Genomic DNA, 21,367 nt, shown 5'->3' with positions numbered 1-21,367 from the left:
CTGTATAATAAAGAGGCTCGAAGAGACCGCTTATTGTAAAATTTAAAGGGAATTGGTCAAAAATCCCAAAAGGGGTTCGGAATGTAAAACATTCCGAACCCCTTTTGTCGACAGTCTGAAACCCTCGTATAGAAGGGTTCGTCTCATATTTCATTTATAAAATTTCCTACGATCTGCAGGTTGTGGCGGTTGCTCCATCCACCCCCGCTCAATCATAAGCTTTTGTCCCTCGTCACCATACTTTATTACCTCTGCAATAAAAACAGAATAATGTGCCGCTATATCTTTTCTCATCGAGAAAGACAATGCATCTCCAAGTGCAGAAATGGCAACTTGATTTGAAGTACTAATGATAAACAGTCTTAATTTTTCAGAAAAGGGGGAAACAGTTGAATTTGTGACCTCCAGAGGGATTAGGCTTCCGATAAAATGGTCATTTGTTTTTAAAAACTTGTTAAATGTGTCCATTTGTTTTTCGGCCAATTTTTTTCCCTTTATTAAATAGTCTTTTATTTCCTTATCTTTTGTCACCTGAATGAATCCCATCAAAAGAATTAACCCGATGGTATTTCTTTCAATTTCAATAAAAAGCTCTGTTATTTCTAATGTATTTAATGGTCTTTTTTCACCAAACCATGTATTTAGTAAGGACGGTTCATGTTCAATAAACTCGATATTCTTCGGATATTCAATAGTTGGCGGCCGATCGAGTATTCCCTTCGTGAGCATAAGGTTTAATGATTTCCTATGTAATTCTGTCTCACGATAAAGACAATCTGAGAAAAATTGATAAATATCCATTCTGGTCACTCTAGTAAGTGTACTTGCATAATGAGGAATGATTACCTGCCCTCCACGATAAACAAAGCTTAATGCAAATAAGTCAGTATATAGTGCCTGAACTGATAAATCAACATCTTTATCTGAAAACCCTTTTGGAACCGGAAACTGTTCCTGTTCAAAAATCGATTCAATTTTTCCAATAATATCTTCAACCAAAACTACAACTTCCTCAATAATTGACTTTATCTCAACATCTTGAAGATAGGAAAGAAAATGTTTATAAAAGCATCTTACTGCTGTGTTTTGAATATATGTTTTCCAAAGAGTTGCAATTTCGGCGGTGGTTAATTTTATATCACTTTTCTCCATGCAACAACTACCCCCTGTTCCTTTATCAAGGAATAGTATTTCTTTATATTGTTCAAATTATGAATGAATCGCCTCTACCTAATGTGAAATAAAGGGTGCTTTATGAATATACTTGGTGTTTTCTACATGCCCCATAATAAAAGACGCTATATCTTGATTGGTAATTTTCGTACCAGGCATGTCTGTAAGGCTTTCCTTTATTTTCTTCGTTTTTAAGCTATCTTTCACAAATGGCAGTCTGATCAGGGTCCACTGGATATGTTTATCTTTTGATAAAAGTTCCCATTCTGCCTTTTTATCTTCCATCATTCCCGGAAACAATAGTTCAAACAGCTTTGCACCAAAATGGTTTAACGTACTTTTATTGTCACCGCTGATCGTAAGAGAACCACCGGAAACACCTATATAACGAGTAATATTTAATTCTGTCATTACTTCAAGGATATTTTTCGTTACCTGACTATATATCGGTTTTTCCTTAGTTGGTTGACCAAATGTATTAATAACACCTTTACAATCTTTAAGCAGTTCTCTAATATTTTCTATCTCTTGGATTTGTCCTTGTACGATTTCTATTTTGTCATGTTTATACAATACTCTCTCCGGATTCCTTACAAGCATACGTACATGATAGCCTTGCTGTATCGCCCTTGTCGCAATATGACGTCCTACAGTTCCTGTTCCTCCAATGATAGCTAACTTATAAGAATGATCCATTATATACCTCCAGCTGGATATGATACTTGATATACGTTTCATTCCGAAAGAAGTTTCCTGAAATTAACATTCTCTTCAAAATATTTCACAGAGTTGATGTTCCATTTCCTACTCCTCACTTGCCGTTAAATCAACTTCAAAATCTCTAGGGATATCCCGTCCACTAGGTAACTGTTGAATTGATTGCCTCCAAGCTACACCCTTTTGGTTCTCAAGTTGATGATCCATTTCTTCAACGGTCAGTAATAATTCATTTTCCCCGTTTCAGGATCCCAACGACATAGTTGAGCTTCCGCTTGTTATGAGCAAAGCAATCTTCAAGGCTTTTAAGATCACATCTTTTGGCTGTAATAAGCTAGAATCATCTAACCAAGATAACAGCTGTTGTATGACACTCCGTTTGAAAGACCACACCCATTGTTGTCCAAAGACACAACGATTTCACATACATCATTTTAACTCTGATTTTGTGTTTGAGCCTCTATGTATGGATTATTCTCTATATTTGGGTTAAGAGCTTTTAGTTGTTGTTTTTATTTTTCTTTTTTTCTTCTTCTTTTTATTGACTACGTATCGTTTCACGACACGCGGACGTATCTTCAAATCTTCATAATTCATAAAGATCACGAACTTCTTTTTTGGAATGACTTCCGAAGCATACGAAATAAGAGGTGCCCCTTGGACAGGGTTTCGCCACCTTTACGGTCATCCTTCTCCATATTTTATGAGCGAGTTCTTTATTTACAGCATCATAATGAAACAATTTATCCTCCTCGATAAATCGTTCCAATATCGCTTTCATATCATCAATCGATAACTTCAAATACACAACCTTTTTCCTCGTAATTCGATAAAATCTAGTTATAGTTGTAAATGGGTTCATGAGTATATAGAGCAAAAATAAAATATCCTCAAAGCCCATCTCTCTTACTACAAACAGATTTTCCCAAAAGCCAGTACACACCATTCTGTATTTTGCCATTTTTCATTACAACCCTTTCTTTTTAAGGAAATGTTCTTCTCACAGACTATATAGAGGGAAATGCAGGAAGAGGACTGTATATTTGCTGTAAAATTGTGAACATTTTTTGACAAAGTGTTGTTATTATTATCTAAAGGCATTTTGGCATACTTTGTTGTTTTCAATACAGTTAATGCAGAGATTAGATTGTTCCATTGCAAAAACTGCTTTTCTAAAAAGAAAAAAAACCATTAAACAATGGTCTTTAGAAGTAATTCAACTTTCTTTCGATAATTCACCACTACTATTAGTAATAAACATATAAAAGAAACCTGTCAAAGTTTGAATTAATAAAAAGATCGGAAATGAATAAGCTAGTTCAAAATTATTTTGATAAGTAAGGATATGTAGTTTTGAAAAAAGCCATTGAACGAGAATACCAACGATTGACCAAGCTGTAATATAGTAAATAAACGTTACCTTATTCACACGGAATTTATCATAAAAATACATAAAGAAATAACCAAAAACTCCAAATAAAGCGAAATAAAAAACGTCAAATAATTCATACCGATTTGTATCATTTTGCTTGTAAAAATCCAAGATACCTCCACCAATTGTAAAGTCAAACAACATACCTATTGCTAAACCTGCAAGAACACTTAAACATTTCACTTCCCTGCTTAGTCTTTTAGGTAAGAAAAACAAGAAAGAGTAACCAATTATATTCAAGATTATTAGTGATATCTCATTTAAGCTAAAGTTTTCAATCCAAACCATCTAACTCTTCACTCCTTTTGAAACAAAAGACTTGTACCCATACAAAACGAAATATCCTAATATATGTAAAAAGACGTAGTATAGATAATCATAAAACAAATTCCATTGATGAAAAGTGAGAACATCAAATGATAATAAAACAATTTTAATTAAGATTAAAACAAAGGAGGAAATAAGAATTGCTATACCTTTAATTAAGAAATGTGAATTTCTTTGTACACGATTTAAGCCAATCAATATAAGGAGTGGAGTGATAAAAGTACGGTGAATAATATACACTGTATATTCAAGAGGAGAAGTAGAATATTCAATAATCTTTAATTCATCACTTATGATCCAACTTCGATTAATATCAAATATAAATACACAAAAGAGCAGGGCAGAATTTTCAAATTTAGAATATGTTTTTTTCATAGCGTAGAATACTGATATTCCTAACCATGCAATATAAACAATTATTGCTAACACCATCATCGATCACCTCTTTCTTTTATTATTTAATTTATTTGGGTTTCTATGCATTTTGAGTTGTAAGGGCACAAAAAAAAAGACCAGAAAATACTGGTCTCTAGTGATCATCTATATAAATGTGACATATATTCAAACGCTGTCGTTCCATATACACTTTTAAAATGCTTATTTAAATGGGCTAAGTCCACAAAACCACACTCAGCTACAGCTGAATAAATATCCCGCTCTTTTTCTATTAACTGCTTTGCCCGTTCGACCTTGCAATTAAGAAAATATTGATATGGGGAAATCCCTGTATGACCCTTGAATAATCGAATAAACTTATATTTTGACATACTCAGCTCTTTACTAATCTCATCCAATTTGGGTACATGATTTACGTTCGCAAGCAGCATATCCTTTGCTTTTCTAATGAAATTATTATCTTTTTTATAGCCTGTAGGAAGATTTGTTTGAAAAAGGCTATCTGTGAAGGACAAAAACAATTCACTGCACAAATCCTCATCTTTTTCATTGAATATAGCGTGAAATAGATTTAATATTCTTTGCTCCAGTTCACGATCATAAACAATCGGGGTTGAAAACGTGATGATATCCTTTTTCTCAGCAACCTCTAAAAGCATTTGAGGCTCAATATACAGCATCACATAATCAAGTCCTGTTTTATCATGTGCCATTCCGTCATGTGTCTGCTCCGGATTGAAAAGCATCACACCATTTGGATATGACAACTGCAAACTGCCATCAAGGTTATATTGTTGAATTCCACGCAATGTCACACCTACTCCATACTCCTGATGTGCATGCTTTTTATACGTAAAATCCGTCATACTTGCTGACAGCGCAGTAATACCGGCTGATTTTTTATAGATAAATTTGTCCACTACATTCACCTCTTAAACAACTAACCTACATCCAGATCATAACCCCGGAATACGCTAAAAACAATGCCATGAATACATTCACAATCTTACTATGCCTCTGCAAAAACTCCTTGAAGATTGCTCCGAAAAGTACCCATGTCATTAATGCTAAAAATCCAATGACAGTTATAGCAAAAACACCTATTGTCATCGCGGGCATAGCCGTATAATAAGGCAGAATAAAGCTAGGTATGACCGTCATTGTAAAAAGAATCAACTTTGGATTTAAAAACTGCATAAGAAATCCTGACACAAAGGAACCTGCTTGATGTATAGTCGGCTTTGGTTTATCCGCTTTGTAAATTTGATAGGCAAGATAGAACATATACAACGTTCCGATGATCTGCATGACAATTAAAATTTTAGGTATGAACTCAATTAGCAACGAATTCAACATAGCTGAAACAACAAGCAGCAAACAAAAGGCAATCGTTGCTCCATACGTATACTCCAATGCCTTCTTTGTCCCCCTATTATGGACAGTAGACAATATTACGATATTTGTGGGCCCAGGAGTAAAGGTAACAATAAAACAATATAATAAAAAAGATGTAATATCCATGAGAACAACTCCTTTTCGGTTCGTCTCATTGAATTTTACACCTTTGGATTGTGTGCCTATAGTATATTATTGCAAGGTTTTTCTTTTAGCTAACATGACTTATTTAATTAGTTACAAATCACTCGGAATACTCTATCGATCGGAGAAACAAGGTTCACTTTAACCGTTTGTACATTACCTGCTTCATTGACTTTCCATGTATTATCCACCCAATGTTCATGTTCCCCTGTATGAATAGACATCGTGTTTTCTCTAGATTGATAGGATAACTCTCCACTTTTCCAAAAATATGAATCCTCTTTGATGGGCTCTACATCTCCTTGGATAGAACCATCATGATCAAAAAGAAATTCAACCTGTAATAATACATCCTCACGTTTATCTGTCTTCAAACGAACGTTCCATTCACCGTCATCGGTCCGTAAAAGCTCTACCTCCACATTGAATATCTGATTATGTGTTAACTCTCTATGCTGGTGTGGAAGCAAATACCATATACTCGATTCTTCTGTATGAGTCAAATACTGCTTTTGAATAGGGCCATTATAACCTTTTTCCATCGTTTTCTTTAGGCGATAGCCACCATCAATGACTTGAATAGAATCAAATTCAATAATTCCAGGAGAAAAATTACTTGATAATCGTACCCCTAATAACTTTGCACTTCCTTTACGTAAAGAAAAAAACGAAGCATTTTTACTCATAATTGTAACGCTTTCATTATCTTGGCGATAACGAACAATTGGTGCACCAAACGATTCATGCATACTACTATGCTCAATTCTCGAACCATGACCAATACGCCCCATTTTCTTTAGGGAATCTTCAATTGGGAAATTTTTATTGAGGAATATCTCGTATTCAGTCGGTAAAGATGAATTCGGTACCTTTACTTCTTTAATAAATGGAAACATTAGGTAGCCTAGCATAATATGATTATTAACCGGCCCCATGTCAGTTAGATTTTCAGCAGCCCAACTAGACATTGCAGCATAAGTTGGGTTGTTATCGTGATAAGCCATTAAGCAATAAATTAAATGATATGGTGACAAATCAAACGTATTTCCAAAGTCCTGACGACCAGAATAATCTGTTACAATTTCTCCGTCCGGGTGCACAAGATACATCATCATGTTTAAATTTTTCCGTACATAATCCAGCAACCCAGGTTTGTTCAGTATACGTGCGGTATGATAAAGAAAAATATTACTGACGGAGTTATAAATACCATTGCTTCTTTCGGTCCATTCTCCATCTTCTGTAAGATCAATTCCTTCATCAATCCACTGTTCAGCACGCTCAATTAATTCAGCCTTTCCAAAAATAGCATAAAGGTGAGCTAAAGCAGAGGATAATACCCAACGATGATTTGGTGTATGGCCCCCACCCGTTAACATTGCAGGAATCGTACGTTCAAGAAAGGTTCTAACTTTATTTGTTAACTCGCCAGCTCTTGGACCATTGTCTTCCTTCAATAAATGGTAAATATGCGCAAATCCATTAATGAGAAATCCTGTATCAGGCGGAGAATGAAAATTAGTCCATCCTGGAGATATTGTTCCATCTTCATGCTGTTGATCCAGCATATAATCAAATGCTGTCTCAATTCTTTTTGCCAATTCATTGTCATGATAATATTTAGAGTCAGGATTAATAAAAGAGCTCACCCAACTTCCAAGTACACTCCCGGTTCCTGTGTGGCTTGGACTAGGAATTCCCGTTTTATAGAAGATCACTCCTCCAAAGTAACGACTATTCACATCATTGATTTGCTTATCGAAAAATGCCTCTGTTAATCTGTCATTCATTTCCACTATTTTTGTATACAATGCTAATCACCACTTTTCTCCAAAGAATAAAGGATGGTTCTAACTTATTTTTTGTGACGGTAGTCAACAAGTTGATTCATCAGGAAAAACAACCTTAAATGTGATAAAGCGTTTCTGTTAATAAAACCATTGTTAGCGCCTGACCATATGCCATTGGAGCTATAATAATATGTTTATAGTCTTCCTTTGTTTTTCCAATCGGTGTTCCTCCAGATTTGTATGTAATCAATTATTATCATCATAAACTAAACGTACAAGAATTACTTAGGTATAATGAAAAATTGCTAATCAAAAGAGCCATGTTTGAATGAAAGATAAATAAATTTAAAGCACATCTCTTTATTGAAATGTGCTTATTATCGCTTAAGATTAATCATCCACTATAACAACTATCCTTTAAACCTAAAAATGTAACAAAACGCCTCATTCTGCAAAATGTAGAACTATTTCAGGCAAGTAACCCTGCGATCATTGCTATGGCTATTAGTCCAATTTTTCAAAGCTCTCTACAGTTCTTCATAAACAAGTAAAAGCTTTTTATTCGGGCATATCTATGATATCCGGATTTTTATCCTTACTTGCCGCATCTAAAAGAATAACTATCGCCGATAAAATATGCATAATCATACCGAGAATCGGAATCCAACCAATAGCTGATGTGACGATTCCAAGGATATTACCGTTCGCTTTCACACCAACATTTTTTGCTAGTATTAATACGGCAATATGAAAAACCAGCATGATTAATAACGGCGTCCAGGCAAACCCTAATACAATACTTCCTCCGATAATTGGTATACCCAGAAGAGCTTCAAGCCCACCTGATATCCACTTTAACGTTTTCACTGTTTGTCTATTCATGAAGACCACCTTTTCATGGTTGTATAATTAGCTCTTCCTATTATACGTATAAACATGAGATAAGTTTCAAAATAAGAAACTGATTCTTATGCAAAATAAAAAGGACTACCTTATGTAAGTCCTCACGAAACTAGCTTTCATCAAAAGCATTATATGTATAATAAAGTGTGGCATCCTGTGTTCGCCTGTCATTTACATAATTTGTATAGTTGTTGGCCATAGCTGTTAATGTATCTTCACAGTGGTCCAGTATAAGGTTATGATTGCGATGTTGGTTGATTATTTCTTGAATAATAGCGTCGACTAGCTCTCCGTTCTCTTGATCCATTTCTTTTTTCATAAATGTAGCAAAGTCAGTCCCTAAGTGACGTATTTCTTCAATTGTACTCTTAAAAGGGGTGACTTTATAACTCAGTTCTTTTGATTCTGCAAAGTTATGGCTTATTGTAAAAGAACCCATAAGTCGTTAACCTCCATATCGATAATCAAACATTTTTGATATTCTTTCTTCTTCTGAAAATAAATCTTCAATGGAATCTCTAATTTTTTTAACAAGCAATTTTTCTTTCTCAATATCAGCCTCAATTGTTTCAATCATTTGAGAGAACGATTGATTAAATGTTGCTGGTAATGGTGGGAGCTGTTCGTTTACATTTATCTTCTTCAGTTCGTAATACCCACCAAATGAATATGGCATGGTTTGTGTTAATAGGTATGAATACTGCTTTGGATTCGATTCCATCATATGTATTTTGGTCATGATGCTCTGCATTCTTTCATCATAATCAAATATATATTCACTATTAAATAGAGTTTTTAATCTAGTAACATTGCTTTCTTTTTCCTGTGAGATTGCTAGACCTTTTTGGTATATACGAACCGATGAGGAAATATTGACTTTAATCTCACCTCTTCCCGCAGGTGACATGTACATATCATTGTTAACATAGCTGATATTTTTATCCTGTGAAAGTCCATTGACAACAGCATCAAGCCCATGTGCATGGGCACTTCCACTAAAGTGCTCCATAAAGCTAGTATCTACATTTTTTAATCCCTCAAGTGCTTCTTTAATATCATTTACCTCAGCTTTTATCGTTTGCAAGGCATCAACAATTTTCGCAATCTCTTTCATTTGATTCATAGGATCTTTTGAGTTTAACGCTAAAAGAAGTGAAGGATCTAACAATTCATCTATCGTTGTTTGAATTACTACTAAACTTGTTTCAATTTCTTTTACATAAGAAATGATCTGGTCTTTTTCAACCTGACTAATAAAACCAACATCAGCAAAGGCTTGGAGGATCGGATCAAGATTCTGATATAAAACTTTCACATTACTTATAAGCTTAGGCATTTTCTCAGCCATATCTATGATCATCGGAACAGCCTCAAAAATTAGTCCAGTTAAGTTTCCGACTGTATGAAAAAAGCCAGTTACTACCTCTTTTTGAAGGTTTAGGTTTGCACCAAATAAATCAAATGGAAGTGTTACCGATTCCTTTGCAAAAGACAAAAAAGAATCCGCATTCGTTACATCAGTAAATGGCTTCTCTAACCCATCTACCGACTTCTGAATCTTTTCAACTTTTTCGGAAAATTCATCTGAAGAAGTAAGAATCGAATCAACAACAGCTAGATTAAAGCCGGTAAGGCCTCTCAAAAAACCATCGATTCCTTCCGTGTCATATGTTGTTGAGTAATTAGAGAGAAACATTTGAATCGTTCGCAAATCTTTATCAGGGATTTTATCAATTAACTCACGAATGCCCGCATAACGTGGATCTGTATCGAGAAAGCCATTGCGATCGCCGATTTCTAGAAAGCCACGGACACCGCTTACTCCGTATAGCATATCTTCTTCAGCTGTAAGGTGGTTGATGGTTGTTTCGTCGATTTTGTTTTTGTAGTATTCTTCGGTGAAGGCTTTTAGTTCGTTTTCTGGGATGTTGTAAATTTCTTCATCATGTAATATTTTGAATTGTCTTTTTACTTTAGACCTGAAGTTAGTATCTATTGCTGCAAGTTGATATGCTGTAGGTGCAGCATCATTTATAGCATAAACTTGTTTAAATCTCACATCGCCATCATCATCTGGAATCAATTGTAAAAGTGTTATATTGTTTCCTCCTAATGAATGGCCATATCCATATCTATCTAAATTAGTTACTTTATTATTTTTGTCTTGTATTATACTACTTACTTTATCATCAAACCTTTTGGCATCTTGGAATTGATTATCAGTTCCTCCAACGAATATGCCCATTAAGTTATACGTCCAATCAATAGGTTTCCAAGTGTCCTTTTCTCCTAGTTCGCTTCCCCGAGTTATTGTAATTGACTGGTTGATTTCCTCTTCTTCACTTTGGAAGTGAATAACTGTCCCATCAAAACCACTATCTATATTTTCTTTCCTATGATCTTTGAGAACATCATCAGATCGATATATAGTTACATTAGTCGTTAACTTAGTCCCAGTTTCCTCATAATAAATGCGTCTTATTTCACTTTCAACTTCTTTGTTAGTTAGATTTTCATATTCAAGATCCATGACTCTTGCCCTCAGAATATCAGTATTCAGTAATTCTTCATTACTCATTTTTACTACCTCTATTCATCTTTATTAAATGTTACTGATTTCATATAATGTAAAGCTTTCTCTTCTTCCTTTTTAACATCGATATTGCATGTAGACTTGGATTCATCTATACATTCGGCAGAGTATATATATTCTAATCCTTTTTCATTTCCTTTTGAAACTACATAACCAAAAAAGAAGTAAGTCGTTATGTCTGCAAAAGTATCTTCAGATTTCGCAAAGTAAATACTTGTTTTGTCTGTTTCTATTTTTTCGTATTCACCAAAGTAACTCACTCCGCCACTCAATATGTTTAGACTTGATTCAATTGAACTCTCACCATATGTTGAATAAGTCGTACTAAACTGATAGTTATAATTTTCTTTTTTATTTACATCATAAAAAATAATCTTTTCAAAACTATCTCCTGTTCTTTGATAAAATGGTGGTCCATCCGTAACCGCGTTTTTCGGCCATAGCATGGAATATCCACCTGTATCTGATTCTAATAAATAGTGTCCTTCTTCGACTTCTTCAGTCGAATCTAACAAGCTACGAGTAAACTCATCCTGAAACGCAGCTGTGTTTGGTAATTCCTTTTCCATACTACATCCTCCTATAAATACCATTGTGAAAATTAGGGCGTAGATTAACCATGATCGCATTAGTGTGACCCCTTTCGATTTCCTATAACACTTCATTATTATCATATATTTCCAGTAGATTAAATGATGAAATTGGATTTTTGAAAATTGAGGAGTTATTTACTATCCAGAATATAGGCATCATGATTCAGATGTGGATATTTATTACTAGTGGGAAGATTAGGTGATACTAATATATATGGGGAACGTTTACAGTTTTCTAGTACTTAATTACTCTATCGACAAGCTCACTTTGCCTAGCTTTTGTTTCATAAAAAGCCAATCTCAATAGTAGTTCTATGTTCTTTGAGAACATCATCGGAACGATATGCAGTCGCATTAGTAGATAACTACTTACCAGTCTCTTTGTAATAAATACGCCTTATTTCACTTTCAACTTCTTTGTTAGTAAGATTTTCATATTCAAAATCCATAACCCTTGCTCTGAGAATATCAGTGTTTAGTAATTCTTCATTACTGATTTTGCTACCTCTATTCATCCTTATTGAATTTTACTGATTTCATATAATGTAAAGCCTTCTCTTCTTCTTTTTTAATATCAATATTACAATTAGACTTAGAGCTATCTATACACTCTGCTGAAAATACATATTCTAACCCTTTCTGACTTTCTTTCGAAGTAATGTAACCAAAGAAGAAATAAATTGTTGAACCCTTATAAGTAAGTTCAGATTTTGCATAATAAATACGAGTTTTTTCTGTTTCGATTTTTTCGTATTCGCCATTGTAACCAACTGAATCACTCAAAAGGCCTAGGCTGGAATTAATTGCACTCTCACCATATGTTGAATAGGTTGTGCTAAATGAGTACCTATAATTTTCTTTTTCATTTCTGTCATAAAATATAATTTTTTCAAAACTATCTTTAGTTCTCTGATAAAATGGCGGACCATCTGTTACTGCATTTTTAGGCCAAGGCATGGAATATCCACCTGTTGCTGATTCTAATAAATAGTGCCCTTCTTCGACTTCTTCAGTGGAATCTAACAAGCTACTAGTAAACTCATCCTGAAACGCAGCTGTATTTGGCAATTCTTTTTCCATACTACATCCTCCTATAAAAACCAATGTAAATATTAGGGCATAGATTAGCCTTGATCGCATTCGTGTGACCCCTTTCGATTTCCTTTAACACTACATAATTATCATATATTTCCAGTAGATTAAATGATGAAATTAGATTTATTAAAAATTGAGGAGTTATTTACTATTCGGAATATAGGTCCAGGTTGTTTTTGGATATTTGTGGTAAAATAATATATATTCCATAAAAATACAAATAACCCACGTTTTAAGTTTCTTATTATAAATCTAAGTATCTGAGAGGCTATTATGTTAAAAAATAAAAAACTGCTATTTCTTTCTCTAATTCTTTTTGTTATCTCAATTGCTTTAAACTTTCCTTTTCCACATAAATATCCATACGGTGAATCAGTTGCTTCCATATTAAATATTCCAATTCAAATGGAAAATGGCCTACATATCGTTGGAATCACTTCATTACTTTTCCTAATCACCAGTCTTTTCTTCCTTTCAAAATCGTTTAAAAAACATAAAGGACGTTTTTTACTGCTTGGCATTGTTTGCGCTCTGTTTTTACCCCACTTCCTTGCAGATACTTATCAAAAAACTTTCGCAACAGGTATTTATGCCATTTCCTATGAAGTAGAAACAAGTGAATGCAGTTTTGATATGATTTCTGACAATACAATGCAAGCTATTTGTGAATTCTCATTTATAAATAACAGCTGGGATAACGTGTCTTTTGACATCAATTTTTACGAAACTTATCTTTTCGAGGAAGATGTAAAGATGTTATCACTCTTGGGGATAAACGCCCCATACAGTGTAGACATAAAGGCCAAAGAAAACAAACACGTAAAAATCGAGACGATGATTGATGTTTCGGATATAAAAAACCATGTTGATAGCGGCACAGCATCACATGTGAACATCATCATAGAGTCTGGAGAAAAGATGAGGAAGTTATAAATAGGGGGGAATTACTATTTTGTTCGATATTATATTTTTGATCATCATCGTAATTTTATACTATTATCAAATATTTATTAAAGCTGAAAAAGACGACTGGAGCAGGTTTCGTCCCGAATCACTGTCAACTTTAGCACGCTACTTGCACTTCGGAACCATGATATCCCTCTTTATCGTCATTATCTTTAATATATCTTGGGTTAGTTGGATTGCTCTCTATTCCTTGGTCGCTCTCGTTCTATGTTTAAAACTCAAAGAAGACGAAAATAATTATTGGCAAAAATTCATGCTCATTTTAATAATAATCTTCATTTTTAATATTTTTAGAATTCCCACCCACCCAAATTCATTCCAAGATTACATAAGCAGCAAGGATATGTATCAGTGTGTACAAAGATTTGAATGTGTGAAAATAACATCCGTTACAACTCCTGATGACCAATTGATCACTAAGGTGGAAATTTTATCAGTTGAAGATTACTCGTTTGATACTTACTTCTTGTTTGGGAAAGGTTCTATGAAACTTGTAAGTGATGATGGGATTGTTGAGGAGATGAAAGGGGTGAATGTTGGAGGGTTTTGGATTGAGTATTGAACCATGATTTTAGCATGTATATAGAGCAAAAGTTGGCGGGAATGAATCTAGTTCCATACCACACTCACACCAGCCAATAATACTACGTGCAAAAAAACGATTTAGAAAAGGTAGTTTTGGTATAGGATAAGGTACATTATCCATGCTTCATCTGTATGTTGTAAGAAAGGTATTTTCAATAAATGGAGATTAAAATATTTTGTTGTTCATAAAGTAGGTACCGGTGGATTGAAACAGATATTTTATACGAAGTTTAGACTTAAGAATAATAGGGAGTTTCCTCCCTCTCTTCAAAACTGTTCATTATTATATCCAACTTAAATAGCATTTAACTTTGCTAAATTAGAAATAATGTAAAATTAGATCTTCAACACTCGCGCACTTTAGTTAAATAATTAGATGGAACTTTACTCTAAATTAATTTATTTAAAACAGAGGTTCTCTAGGATAAACCTATGTATAAATAATATTGTAAGTGGGTTTGACGACTCCATTGGAATACTGTTTCATGTCCACTAACCTTAATTTAAAGCGTGGCTTTACGCTGCCGAATAAAAATATACCTTCACCGACTATAATTGGATTAACCTTCAGCACTAATTGATCAATTAGTTTATGTTTAAGCAACGCTCCAGCCAATTCTCCGCCCCCACATAACCAGATTTTTCCTTTTTCTTGTTGTTTGAGATTCTTAATAAATCCTATAGCATCTCCTTTGATAAGTTCGACTTCCTCATTCGACTCAAACTGTAAGGAGTTTGAAAATATGTAATGTTTTATGCCCTTATAACCAGGTTCACCCGGTTTAGCACCAAATTGGAATCCAAACTCATAAGTTTTTCTGCCCATCAACACCGCATCGTATTGCTGAATATCTGATAAAAAGTCCGGGACATGTTCCCCATCAAATAAAAAGAGAGATTTATTAATATCCCCTTCTAACATACCTTGATCCGCAATAAAGTTATCTAGTGAAACTGCAACATGATAAATCAATTCTGCCATTCAGTCACCCTCCAAGAAAATGAATTTCATAAATTAATTCTATAAAACCAGTTTAATATCCTTTTCTTGTTAAACAACCAATCCAGTTAATTCATTATGCTTTATTCAATTAAATGGCCCTTTTCATGCAAAATAAGCGCAGATCCTTATTCCGGAAATGCGCCCTATTGCTGAATAACCACCGATCCTTGATTGTCAGCAACCTTCCTATGATGTATTGAGCTCTCGTTCTGCGTTAGCGTAATGACATCTCTTAATCAGCGAGAGAACGTTTTATGTTCGCTTTTGCTTCATCTACTAACCTCTCATCGTTATCATCAATTGCCTGCATCATTATTAAAATTGGGATATATATAGCAATTAATCGAGCTAGTATCTTCGTTTCTTCATCAACATCCCCATATTCTTTGAAAAAATCAGAACGCGCATCCGGAGGTAAAAAGCTATACACAACATTCAAGTCACAAGCAGGATGTCCTATATTGATATCTCCCCAGTCGATAATCCCTGAAACTCTTCCATTCTCTTCTACCAGCATATTTTTAAAATGAAGGTCACCATGAAGGAATACATGCTTTTGCTTCACTTTTTCAGTTCTAAGCTGATCCAAATAATTCGATAATGCATGATATTCTTCTTCACTAAAATAATGCGCAATGTCGGAAATGAATTTATGCATCTTTTCCTTACGCATCGCAATATCAGTCAGATTTCTATGGTCATGTTGAACTCCATTTTCTTGGGCAATTTTCACAGGGAATGCATGTAAGTTTTTTAAAAATTGCGCGAGCGTAGTTGCTGATCGCGCACGTTGCTTGTCAGTTAATCCGATTGGAAACTCTCCGGATAAATAGGGGTAGCCTAGGAAGGGTGCTGGATAACCATAATCCCCTTCCCCAAAAAATAAAGGTATCGAGTATGCGATGGAAAAATAATTTTTAAGCTTAGGCAGTATCTTTCCTTCCATCCTTAAAGAATTAATTGCAATTTCTCTTCTCGGAAAACGAAACACATATTCCGTCCCGACAAGAAAAACAGTGTTATCCCAGCCATGTCCTAGTTTTTGTACACTTTTGGAAGCTAACTGCGGAAACTGACTGCTTATTAATTTATGAGCTAATTCTTCAGATACTTCCCATTCTGCAACCCATTGATTCGAACTTCCCATATCCCTTTATCGACTCCCTTGCAAAAGTGAGGCTACGGTCAATCTCGTGGCAGTCTCATTGAGCTCTTGTTCCTCAGTCATTACTCACTTTACTTATTCAACTATCCTGCCCTTTTTCTGGCATAACTTACAAATTCAAGATGAACCATCTATTTTCCTTTCTTACTCCAGAATATGGCCCGTTTGCGGAAGAAAGAGATATGAATAGTGTCTGGTGTTTCAATCCGCAATAAGTGTTAATAACACTTATCGTTTGTTCCTGATCTAATAAAAAAATGCCTCATCTCCAGGTTATCAGGCGTTTTAACTACTCAGATATAGTTAGATTAATAGATATTATACGCACAAATTATTTGAAACTTGTACACCTGTTGTATAAGAAACTTAAGTAAACACCAAAATGTTTTTATGCTATTCACACTGGGAATAAATCTTACAAAGGAGATGAAAGTGTGAGACAATTTAAAGTGGATAATGAGCCTAATTACATTGACGTACAAATTGGTCAGAATGAAATTACTATTAATGAACGTTATGAATTCTTTTATAACCTTAATGATATTTTTATAGCCCTCTGTTTTTTAATTGGTAGTGTGCTCTTTCTTTGGAAACCATTAGAAACATATGCTATTTGGATGTTTATCGTGGGAAGTGCACTATTCTTAATAAGACCTATGATTCAATTTATCAGGCGATTCCATCTGAAAAAAGTTCGTAGTCCTGAATCATAGCTATAAGACTCTAAAAAAATACTCTTTTTAGAAGACGAAGAAACCCTAATATACCAAGGTTTCTTCTCTTTTATCGTATTTTTATAGAATTCTATTTTGTAGTTCTTTGCCCCTTTATAAACTCAGCAAATGCCTCCACATCTAATGGCCCTTCTCCTATTGCTGTTCCCTCTTCAAACGATGTAAATCCATCTCCACCAGAGGACAAGTAATCCGTTATAGCGACGGTGTATGTTTTATCAGGTTCGATGATTTTTCCGTTTGTTTCTTTCAATGTTTTTATTCTGTTTCCAATTGGTGCCTGATTGTCATACGTATAAGAAAAACCCGAGATTTGTAATATATTTTCCTTTTCATTTACTCTCCATTGCTGTTCAAGAGCTTTTTTTATTTGATCTCCAGTTAAGGAAGTGGTTACGAGTTTGTGTCCAAAAGGTAATATGGTTAGGAGATCTTTCATTTTTACAGCCCCTTTGTTAAGGCTTACCCTCACACCTCCTTGATGAACAAAAGCAAAGTCTGTGTTCATCATTGCTTTGTATGAATCTGCGATCATTTTTCCTAATGGAGAAAATCCATCTTTGTTTTTCTTTTTTGAGAACTCATCAGGTATTGTGCCAACAACTTGATTTACATAGGTATCTGTTTTTTCCTTGTATTTATGAATATGTTTAATTACATCCGTGTCTGGTTTGACTAGTTCGTGATCAGTAAGGATGATTTCTGCATTTTTATGAATGATGTCTTTTGAATTTTTATCAATACTTATGTTGACTTGGGAGAAAGCTTTTCCATAAGAGTAGGCTTGCACAATCAGCTTATTGTCTACAACTGTATTTGTGTACTGATGGCTATGTGCACCAAAAAGAATATCTACTTCGTCGTCAATATCAGGAGCCATTTTAGCAAAGTCCTCATCCGGTTGGGAACCATCAAGATTTGACTTGGAAGATATATGACCAAGAACTACGATCGACTTAACTCCTTGTTTTTTCAACTCACCAGCTGCTTTATTGATTGCTGTTACTTCGTCGGTAATTTTTATTGAATCACGATGCTCAGGTAGAATATATAAATTTGTATCGGTTGTGACAACACCAATAAAGCCAATGTTAATCCCGTCAATTTCTTTAATCAAATATGGTGGCAACACATGCCTATTTGTTTTTTTATCGATGATATTAGCAGATATATAGGGGGTTTTTGATCCTGGAAAGTAACCAGTAATGGGATGAAAGCCTCCAAATAGAAGTCGTTTCATTTCATCGATCCCCTCATCTAATTCATGGTTTCCTATCGTTCCTACATCAAACTGTAAGAGATCTAAATATTCCATTGTCGGCTCATCTTGAAGAAGAGAGGAAATAGGTGGACTGCCACCAACCATATCACCAGCATGAATAAGAAGAGTATGTTCATGTTCTTGGCGATATTTGTTTAGATATGCAGCCAAATATTCTGCTCCACCAACTTTTTTCCCCATGAAATGATTATACGTATCAAGGTGCCCATGTAAATCATTCACACCTAATAACTGCACTTGAAGCGAATCATTAGAATCATAATGGATCGAAGTAGCAGCATAAACAGAACCACCTACAATAAATAAGGCAAATAATAAAAGAAGTAACACTTTCTTCACGTTCAATAAATACATGAATCAGTTCCCCCCTTTTGAATACTTCCATCGTAGCATTCGTCCGTTAATCCAATCTTAAAGGACAGTAAAGTTTTATTAAGGTTTTGAAAATGATGTTAATTTAGGATGTATGGAATTACTTTGCTTGGAAAATAAGATAAGGTTGATAGATGAGGATTATTAAAGGTTGAAACAAGGGTTTGAAGGTATTAATAATCGTTAAGTATTGGTTATATGATTAGACTTTACATTTTCTATTTAAAGCACAAAAAAGGTCAATACTCTGATTGCTCAAAGTATTGACCTTAACGGTTTATTTCATTTTTAGATACCAGTGGTCGGGGTCGAACCGACACTCCCGAAGGAACACGATTTTGAGTCGTGCGCGTCTGCCAATTCCGCCACACTGGCAAAGGATTAAGTACAAATGGTGCCGAGGACCGGAATCGAACCGGTACGGTAGTCACCTACCGCAGGATTTTAAGTCCTGTGCGTCTGCCAGTTCCGCCACCCCGGCAAGGGTGTTAAAATGGAGGCGGCAACCGGATTTGAACCGGTGATAAAGGTTTTGCAGACCTCTGCCTTACCACTTGGCTATGCCGCCATTTTAAATGGAGCGGAAGACGGGATTCGAACCCGCGACCCCCACCTTGGCAAGGTGGTGTTCTACCACTGAACTACTTCCGCGATCTTACTTATTTATATGATTTAGCCTATGCAATAGAACTAAAAATGTGTCAAGAAAATGGCTGGGCTAGCTGGATTCGAACCAACGCATGTCGCAGTCAAAGTGCGATGCCTTACCGCTTGGCTATAGCCCATTGAATAATCTTCAGAATAAGCTTCTTCGAATCTTCTTCATGAAATCTCATCGCAAGAGGATATTTTGTGTTATTTCTGACAGGAAATAATGCGAAATATCGTCGACAACCAAGTGCTTTATTGGATCTATAATTGAAGATCAACTGATCTAATGTATCCTAATTACTTAGCTATATAAATGGGGCGACTGATGGGAATCGAACCCACGAATGTCGGAACCACAATCCGATGCGTTAACCACTTCGCCACAATCGCCACTATATTTAAAATTGGCAGGGGCAGTAGGAATCGAACCCACACCAAAGGTTTTGGAGACCTCTATTCTACCGTTAAACTATGCCCCTAAATGTAGGTTTATTTATAAAATAATAAATGGTGGAGGGGGGCAGATTCGAACTGCCGAACCCTAAGGAGCGGATTTACAGTCCGCCGCGTTTAGCCACTTCGCTACCCCTCCAGATTAAGAGAGTGCCGGCGAGAGGACTTGAACCCCCAACCTACTGATTACAAGTCAGTTGCTCTACCAATTGAGCTACACCGGCGTAAAGAATATAATGTAAATATTAAGTTTATCGTGCTTACCAGTCACCCAAATCTCGGAGAGATTATTCAAGTAGCAGCTCGATTTGTGTGCTGAAGCTAAGCTTCGAAGCATATTCGATCGTGCTCTACCAATTGAGCTACACCGGCATCATATTAAAAATAAAAGGTGGCTCGGGACGGAATCGAACCGCCGACACATGGATTTTCAGTCCATTGCTCTACCAACTGAGCTACCGAGCCAAACTTAGTTTACGGCTTCCGCTAAGCTTCAAATCTCTTCGTCAACTCCTGCGTTCACATCCTCACGTATTCACATACGCTCCGGTGTTCACTTAGTCGTTTCCTCGACCTTTTCGCTTATCGAAACCCTCTCACTCTGTATAAAAACAGTAGTAATATCATCAATCTCATTTTAAAAAATGGCGGTCCGGACGGGACTCGAACCCGCGACCTCCTGCGTGACAGGCAGGCATTCTAACCAACTGAACTACCGGACCATTATTTAGTTGCACTTTACAGCACTACTATGTTGTATCGCTATGAAGAATAATCGACGTAGCGTCGTCAACTTAAATTGGTTGCGGGGACAGGATTTGAACCTGCGACCTTCGGGTTATGAGCCCGACGAGCTACCAGACTGCTCCACCCCGCGATAATATATATGGTGGAGGATGACGGGATCGAACCGCCGACCCCCTGCTTGTAAGGCAGGTGCTCTCCCAGCTGAGCTAATCCTCCGATTTAAATGGTGACCCATACGGGATTCGAACCCGTGTTACCGCCGTGAAAGGGCGGTGTCTTAACCGCTTGACCAATGGGCCTTATATATAGTAGAAATTGTGGCGGAGAGCAAGGGATTTGAACCCTTGATACGCGGTTAGCGTATACACGATTTCCAATCGTGCTCCTTCGGCCACTCGGACAGCTCTCCAAAATGGCTCCGCAGGCAGGACTCGAACCTGCGACCGATCGGTTAACAGCCGATAGCTCTACCACTGAGCTACTGCGGAATAATCACAGCCTGGCAACGTCCTACTCTCACAGGGGGAACCCCCCAACTACCATCGGCGCTGAAGAGCTTAACTTCCGTGTTCGGCATGGGAACGGGTGTGACCTCTTCGCCTTCATCACCAGACATTTGTGACAAAAATCATTATACTATATGACAAGAATATTTCAAGTGTTTTTTACTTTTATATTCCTTCAAAACTAGATAACGATGCACAATTCAATTCACTAAGTATTCGCTTATTGTTAGGTTAAGTCCTCGATCGATTAGTATCAGTCAGCTCCACACGTCACCGCGCTTCCACCTCTGACCTATCAACCTGATCATCTTTCAGGGATCTTACTCACTAGTGTGATGGGAAATC

Annotated in this window: 20 protein-coding genes, 16 tRNA genes and 2 rRNA genes; 3 read left to right on the top strand and 35 right to left on the bottom strand. The window is 35.8% G+C overall.

All coding sequences use genetic code 11. The annotated features are described in order from the left end of the window. Window positions 1-150: 150 nt before the first annotated feature. The 14 genes from LC095_RS25790 to LC095_RS25730 form a co-directional block, all read right to left on the bottom strand. On the bottom strand, window positions 151-1,152 hold the full coding sequence (locus LC095_RS25790; protein WP_226530788.1) for a DUF3231 family protein: 1,002 nt from the start codon (window positions 1,150-1,152) through the stop codon (window positions 151-153). A gap of 78 nt (window positions 1,153-1,230) precedes the next feature. Beyond that, window positions 1,231-1,869, bottom strand: coding sequence for an NAD(P)H-binding protein (locus tag LC095_RS25785; RefSeq protein ID WP_226530787.1), 639 nt, complete (start codon window positions 1,867-1,869; stop codon window positions 1,231-1,233). Between the two features lie 607 nt (window positions 1,870-2,476). Next, the gene (locus LC095_RS25780) at window positions 2,477-2,851 is read right to left on the bottom strand and encodes a hypothetical protein (protein WP_226530786.1); all 375 of its coding nucleotides are present in this window, start codon (window positions 2,849-2,851) and stop codon (window positions 2,477-2,479) included. Window positions 2,852-3,106: 255 nt separating this feature from the next. Next, window positions 3,107-3,610, bottom strand: a complete 504-nt coding sequence (locus LC095_RS25775) for a hypothetical protein (RefSeq protein ID WP_226530785.1) — start codon at window positions 3,608-3,610, stop codon at window positions 3,107-3,109. Continuing rightward, the gene (locus tag LC095_RS25770; RefSeq protein ID WP_226530784.1) at window positions 3,611-4,081 is read right to left on the bottom strand and encodes a hypothetical protein; all 471 of its coding nucleotides are present in this window, start codon (window positions 4,079-4,081) and stop codon (window positions 3,611-3,613) included. A 104-nt stretch (window positions 4,082-4,185) separates the two neighbouring features. Next, window positions 4,186-4,965: a helix-turn-helix domain-containing protein gene (locus LC095_RS25765; RefSeq protein ID WP_226530783.1), complete on the bottom strand. Its 780-nt coding sequence runs from the start codon at window positions 4,963-4,965 to the stop codon at window positions 4,186-4,188. Window positions 4,966-4,990: 25 nt separating this feature from the next. Then, window positions 4,991-5,566, bottom strand: coding sequence for a LysE family translocator (locus LC095_RS25760; RefSeq protein ID WP_226530782.1), 576 nt, complete (start codon window positions 5,564-5,566; stop codon window positions 4,991-4,993). A gap of 107 nt (window positions 5,567-5,673) precedes the next feature. Continuing rightward, window positions 5,674-7,374 carry a hypothetical protein gene (locus tag LC095_RS25755; protein ID WP_226530781.1) on the bottom strand — a complete coding sequence of 567 codons (1,701 nt, stop codon included), beginning with the start codon at window positions 7,372-7,374 and terminating at the stop codon, window positions 5,674-5,676. Between the two features lie 115 nt (window positions 7,375-7,489). After that, window positions 7,490-7,624 (bottom strand): hypothetical protein, encoded by a 135-nt coding sequence (locus LC095_RS26995; protein ID WP_264196207.1) that lies wholly within the window; start codon window positions 7,622-7,624, stop codon window positions 7,490-7,492. A gap of 308 nt (window positions 7,625-7,932) precedes the next feature. Next, window positions 7,933-8,256, bottom strand: coding sequence for a hypothetical protein (locus LC095_RS25750; protein WP_226530780.1), 324 nt, complete (start codon window positions 8,254-8,256; stop codon window positions 7,933-7,935). A 130-nt stretch (window positions 8,257-8,386) separates the two neighbouring features. Next, window positions 8,387-8,716, bottom strand: a complete 330-nt coding sequence (locus LC095_RS25745) for a hypothetical protein (RefSeq protein WP_078435422.1) — start codon at window positions 8,714-8,716, stop codon at window positions 8,387-8,389. A 6-nt stretch (window positions 8,717-8,722) separates the two neighbouring features. After that, the gene (locus LC095_RS25740; RefSeq protein WP_226530779.1) at window positions 8,723-10,855 is read right to left on the bottom strand and encodes a DUF6792 domain-containing protein; all 2,133 of its coding nucleotides are present in this window, start codon (window positions 10,853-10,855) and stop codon (window positions 8,723-8,725) included. A gap of 11 nt (window positions 10,856-10,866) precedes the next feature. After that, on the bottom strand, window positions 10,867-11,439 hold the full coding sequence (locus LC095_RS25735) for a hypothetical protein (RefSeq protein ID WP_226530778.1): 573 nt from the start codon (window positions 11,437-11,439) through the stop codon (window positions 10,867-10,869). A gap of 531 nt (window positions 11,440-11,970) precedes the next feature. Continuing rightward, window positions 11,971-12,543, bottom strand: coding sequence for a hypothetical protein (locus LC095_RS25730; protein WP_226530777.1), 573 nt, complete (start codon window positions 12,541-12,543; stop codon window positions 11,971-11,973). 288 nt (window positions 12,544-12,831) lie between these two features. Between LC095_RS25730 and LC095_RS25725 the strand changes: the two genes are divergently transcribed. After that, the gene (locus LC095_RS25725) at window positions 12,832-13,491 is read left to right on the top strand and encodes a hypothetical protein (protein ID WP_226530776.1); all 660 of its coding nucleotides are present in this window, start codon (window positions 12,832-12,834) and stop codon (window positions 13,489-13,491) included. Window positions 13,492-13,510: 19 nt separating this feature from the next. Then, window positions 13,511-14,086, top strand: coding sequence for a hypothetical protein (locus tag LC095_RS25720; RefSeq protein WP_226530775.1), 576 nt, complete (start codon window positions 13,511-13,513; stop codon window positions 14,084-14,086). Window positions 14,087-14,539: 453 nt separating this feature from the next. Here LC095_RS25720 and LC095_RS25715 read toward each other — a convergent pair whose 3' ends face one another. Together LC095_RS25715 and LC095_RS25710 are read right to left on the bottom strand one after the other, a co-directional pair. Next, window positions 14,540-15,091: a dihydrofolate reductase family protein gene (locus LC095_RS25715; protein WP_226530774.1), complete on the bottom strand. Its 552-nt coding sequence runs from the start codon at window positions 15,089-15,091 to the stop codon at window positions 14,540-14,542. Between the two features lie 253 nt (window positions 15,092-15,344). Beyond that, window positions 15,345-16,259 carry a phosphotransferase gene (locus tag LC095_RS25710; protein ID WP_226530773.1) on the bottom strand — a complete coding sequence of 305 codons (915 nt, stop codon included), beginning with the start codon at window positions 16,257-16,259 and terminating at the stop codon, window positions 15,345-15,347. A gap of 452 nt (window positions 16,260-16,711) precedes the next feature. Here LC095_RS25710 and LC095_RS25705 point away from each other — a divergent pair, with 452 nt between their 5' ends. Further along, window positions 16,712-16,990: a YrhK family protein gene (locus LC095_RS25705; RefSeq protein ID WP_226530772.1), complete on the top strand. Its 279-nt coding sequence runs from the start codon at window positions 16,712-16,714 to the stop codon at window positions 16,988-16,990. 91 nt (window positions 16,991-17,081) lie between these two features. Here LC095_RS25705 and LC095_RS25700 read toward each other — a convergent pair whose 3' ends face one another. From LC095_RS25700 to LC095_RS25610, 19 genes are all read right to left on the bottom strand, one after another. Then, window positions 17,082-18,647, bottom strand: a complete 1,566-nt coding sequence (locus LC095_RS25700) for a bifunctional metallophosphatase/5'-nucleotidase (RefSeq protein WP_226530771.1) — start codon at window positions 18,645-18,647, stop codon at window positions 17,082-17,084. Window positions 18,648-18,958: 311 nt separating this feature from the next. Next, a tRNA-Leu gene (locus LC095_RS25695) sits at window positions 18,959-19,040 on the bottom strand. A gap of 17 nt (window positions 19,041-19,057) precedes the next feature. Continuing rightward, window positions 19,058-19,146: transfer RNA gene (locus tag LC095_RS25690), tRNA-Leu, on the bottom strand. Window positions 19,147-19,159: 13 nt separating this feature from the next. Continuing rightward, a tRNA-Cys gene (locus tag LC095_RS25685) sits at window positions 19,160-19,233 on the bottom strand. 8 nt (window positions 19,234-19,241) lie between these two features. After that, window positions 19,242-19,316: transfer RNA gene (locus LC095_RS25680), tRNA-Gly, on the bottom strand. A gap of 59 nt (window positions 19,317-19,375) precedes the next feature. After that, a tRNA-Gln gene (locus tag LC095_RS25675) sits at window positions 19,376-19,450 on the bottom strand. 180 nt (window positions 19,451-19,630) lie between these two features. Beyond that, window positions 19,631-19,706: transfer RNA gene (locus LC095_RS25670), tRNA-His, on the bottom strand. Between the two features lie 15 nt (window positions 19,707-19,721). Continuing rightward, window positions 19,722-19,795 (bottom strand) — tRNA-Trp (locus tag LC095_RS25665). A 29-nt stretch (window positions 19,796-19,824) separates the two neighbouring features. After that, a tRNA-Tyr gene (locus LC095_RS25660) sits at window positions 19,825-19,908 on the bottom strand. Window positions 19,909-19,920: 12 nt separating this feature from the next. Beyond that, window positions 19,921-19,993 (bottom strand) — tRNA-Thr (locus LC095_RS25655). A gap of 168 nt (window positions 19,994-20,161) precedes the next feature. Next, window positions 20,162-20,234, bottom strand: a tRNA-Phe gene (locus tag LC095_RS25650). Between the two features lie 180 nt (window positions 20,235-20,414). Continuing rightward, a tRNA-Asp gene (locus LC095_RS25645) sits at window positions 20,415-20,491 on the bottom strand. 78 nt (window positions 20,492-20,569) lie between these two features. After that, window positions 20,570-20,646: transfer RNA gene (locus LC095_RS25640), tRNA-Met, on the bottom strand. Window positions 20,647-20,656: 10 nt separating this feature from the next. Then, window positions 20,657-20,732: transfer RNA gene (locus LC095_RS25635), tRNA-Val, on the bottom strand. A gap of 8 nt (window positions 20,733-20,740) precedes the next feature. Continuing rightward, window positions 20,741-20,815, bottom strand: a tRNA-Glu gene (locus LC095_RS25630). Between the two features lie 19 nt (window positions 20,816-20,834). Further along, window positions 20,835-20,925, bottom strand: a tRNA-Ser gene (locus LC095_RS25625). Between the two features lie 4 nt (window positions 20,926-20,929). Continuing rightward, a tRNA-Asn gene (locus LC095_RS25620) sits at window positions 20,930-21,004 on the bottom strand. Between the two features lie 9 nt (window positions 21,005-21,013). Further along, window positions 21,014-21,129 (bottom strand): 5S ribosomal RNA (gene rrf, locus LC095_RS25615). A 120-nt stretch (window positions 21,130-21,249) separates the two neighbouring features. Beyond that, window positions 21,250-21,367, bottom strand: a 23S ribosomal RNA gene (locus tag LC095_RS25610); the annotation flags it as partial.

Source organism: Metabacillus niabensis, from assembly GCF_020524345.1.
GTDB lineage: Bacteria > Bacillota > Bacilli > Bacillales > Bacillaceae > Metabacillus > Metabacillus niabensis_B.
The sequence above is the reverse complement of the archived record's forward strand: the minus strand, read 5'-3'. Positions and strand labels throughout refer to the sequence as shown.

Excerpts from the sequence above, each read along its gene's own strand:
- LC095_RS25790 (WP_226530788.1), bottom strand. The coding sequence starts at position 1,152 with ATGGAGAAAAGTGATATAAAATTAACCACCGCCGAAATTGCAACTCTT.
- LC095_RS25785 (WP_226530787.1), bottom strand. The coding sequence starts at position 1,869 with ATGGATCATTCTTATAAGTTAGCTATCATTGGAGGAACAGGAACTGTA.
- LC095_RS25780 (WP_226530786.1), bottom strand. The coding sequence starts at position 2,851 with ATGGCAAAATACAGAATGGTGTGTACTGGCTTTTGGGAAAATCTGTTT.
- LC095_RS25775 (WP_226530785.1), bottom strand. The coding sequence starts at position 3,610 with ATGGTTTGGATTGAAAACTTTAGCTTAAATGAGATATCACTAATAATC.
- LC095_RS25770 (WP_226530784.1), bottom strand. The coding sequence starts at position 4,081 with ATGGTGTTAGCAATAATTGTTTATATTGCATGGTTAGGAATATCAGTA.
- LC095_RS25760 (WP_226530782.1), bottom strand. The coding sequence starts at position 5,566 with ATGGATATTACATCTTTTTTATTATATTGTTTTATTGTTACCTTTACT.
- LC095_RS25755 (WP_226530781.1), bottom strand. The coding sequence starts at position 7,374 with ATGAATGACAGATTAACAGAGGCATTTTTCGATAAGCAAATCAATGAT.
- LC095_RS25750 (WP_226530780.1), bottom strand. The coding sequence starts at position 8,256 with ATGAATAGACAAACAGTGAAAACGTTAAAGTGGATATCAGGTGGGCTT.
- LC095_RS25745 (WP_078435422.1), bottom strand. The coding sequence starts at position 8,716 with ATGGGTTCTTTTACAATAAGCCATAACTTTGCAGAATCAAAAGAACTG.
- LC095_RS25740 (WP_226530779.1), bottom strand. The coding sequence starts at position 10,855 with ATGAGTAATGAAGAATTACTGAATACTGATATTCTGAGGGCAAGAGTC.
- LC095_RS25735 (WP_226530778.1), bottom strand. The coding sequence starts at position 11,439 with ATGGAAAAGGAATTACCAAACACAGCTGCGTTTCAGGATGAGTTTACT.
- LC095_RS25730 (WP_226530777.1), bottom strand. The coding sequence starts at position 12,543 with ATGGAAAAAGAATTGCCAAATACAGCTGCGTTTCAGGATGAGTTTACT.
- LC095_RS25725 (WP_226530776.1), top strand. The coding sequence starts at position 12,832 with ATGTTAAAAAATAAAAAACTGCTATTTCTTTCTCTAATTCTTTTTGTT.
- LC095_RS25715 (WP_226530774.1), bottom strand. The coding sequence starts at position 15,091 with ATGGCAGAATTGATTTATCATGTTGCAGTTTCACTAGATAACTTTATT.
- LC095_RS25710 (WP_226530773.1), bottom strand. The coding sequence starts at position 16,259 with ATGGGAAGTTCGAATCAATGGGTTGCAGAATGGGAAGTATCTGAAGAA.
- LC095_RS25700 (WP_226530771.1), bottom strand. The coding sequence starts at position 18,647 with ATGTATTTATTGAACGTGAAGAAAGTGTTACTTCTTTTATTATTTGCC.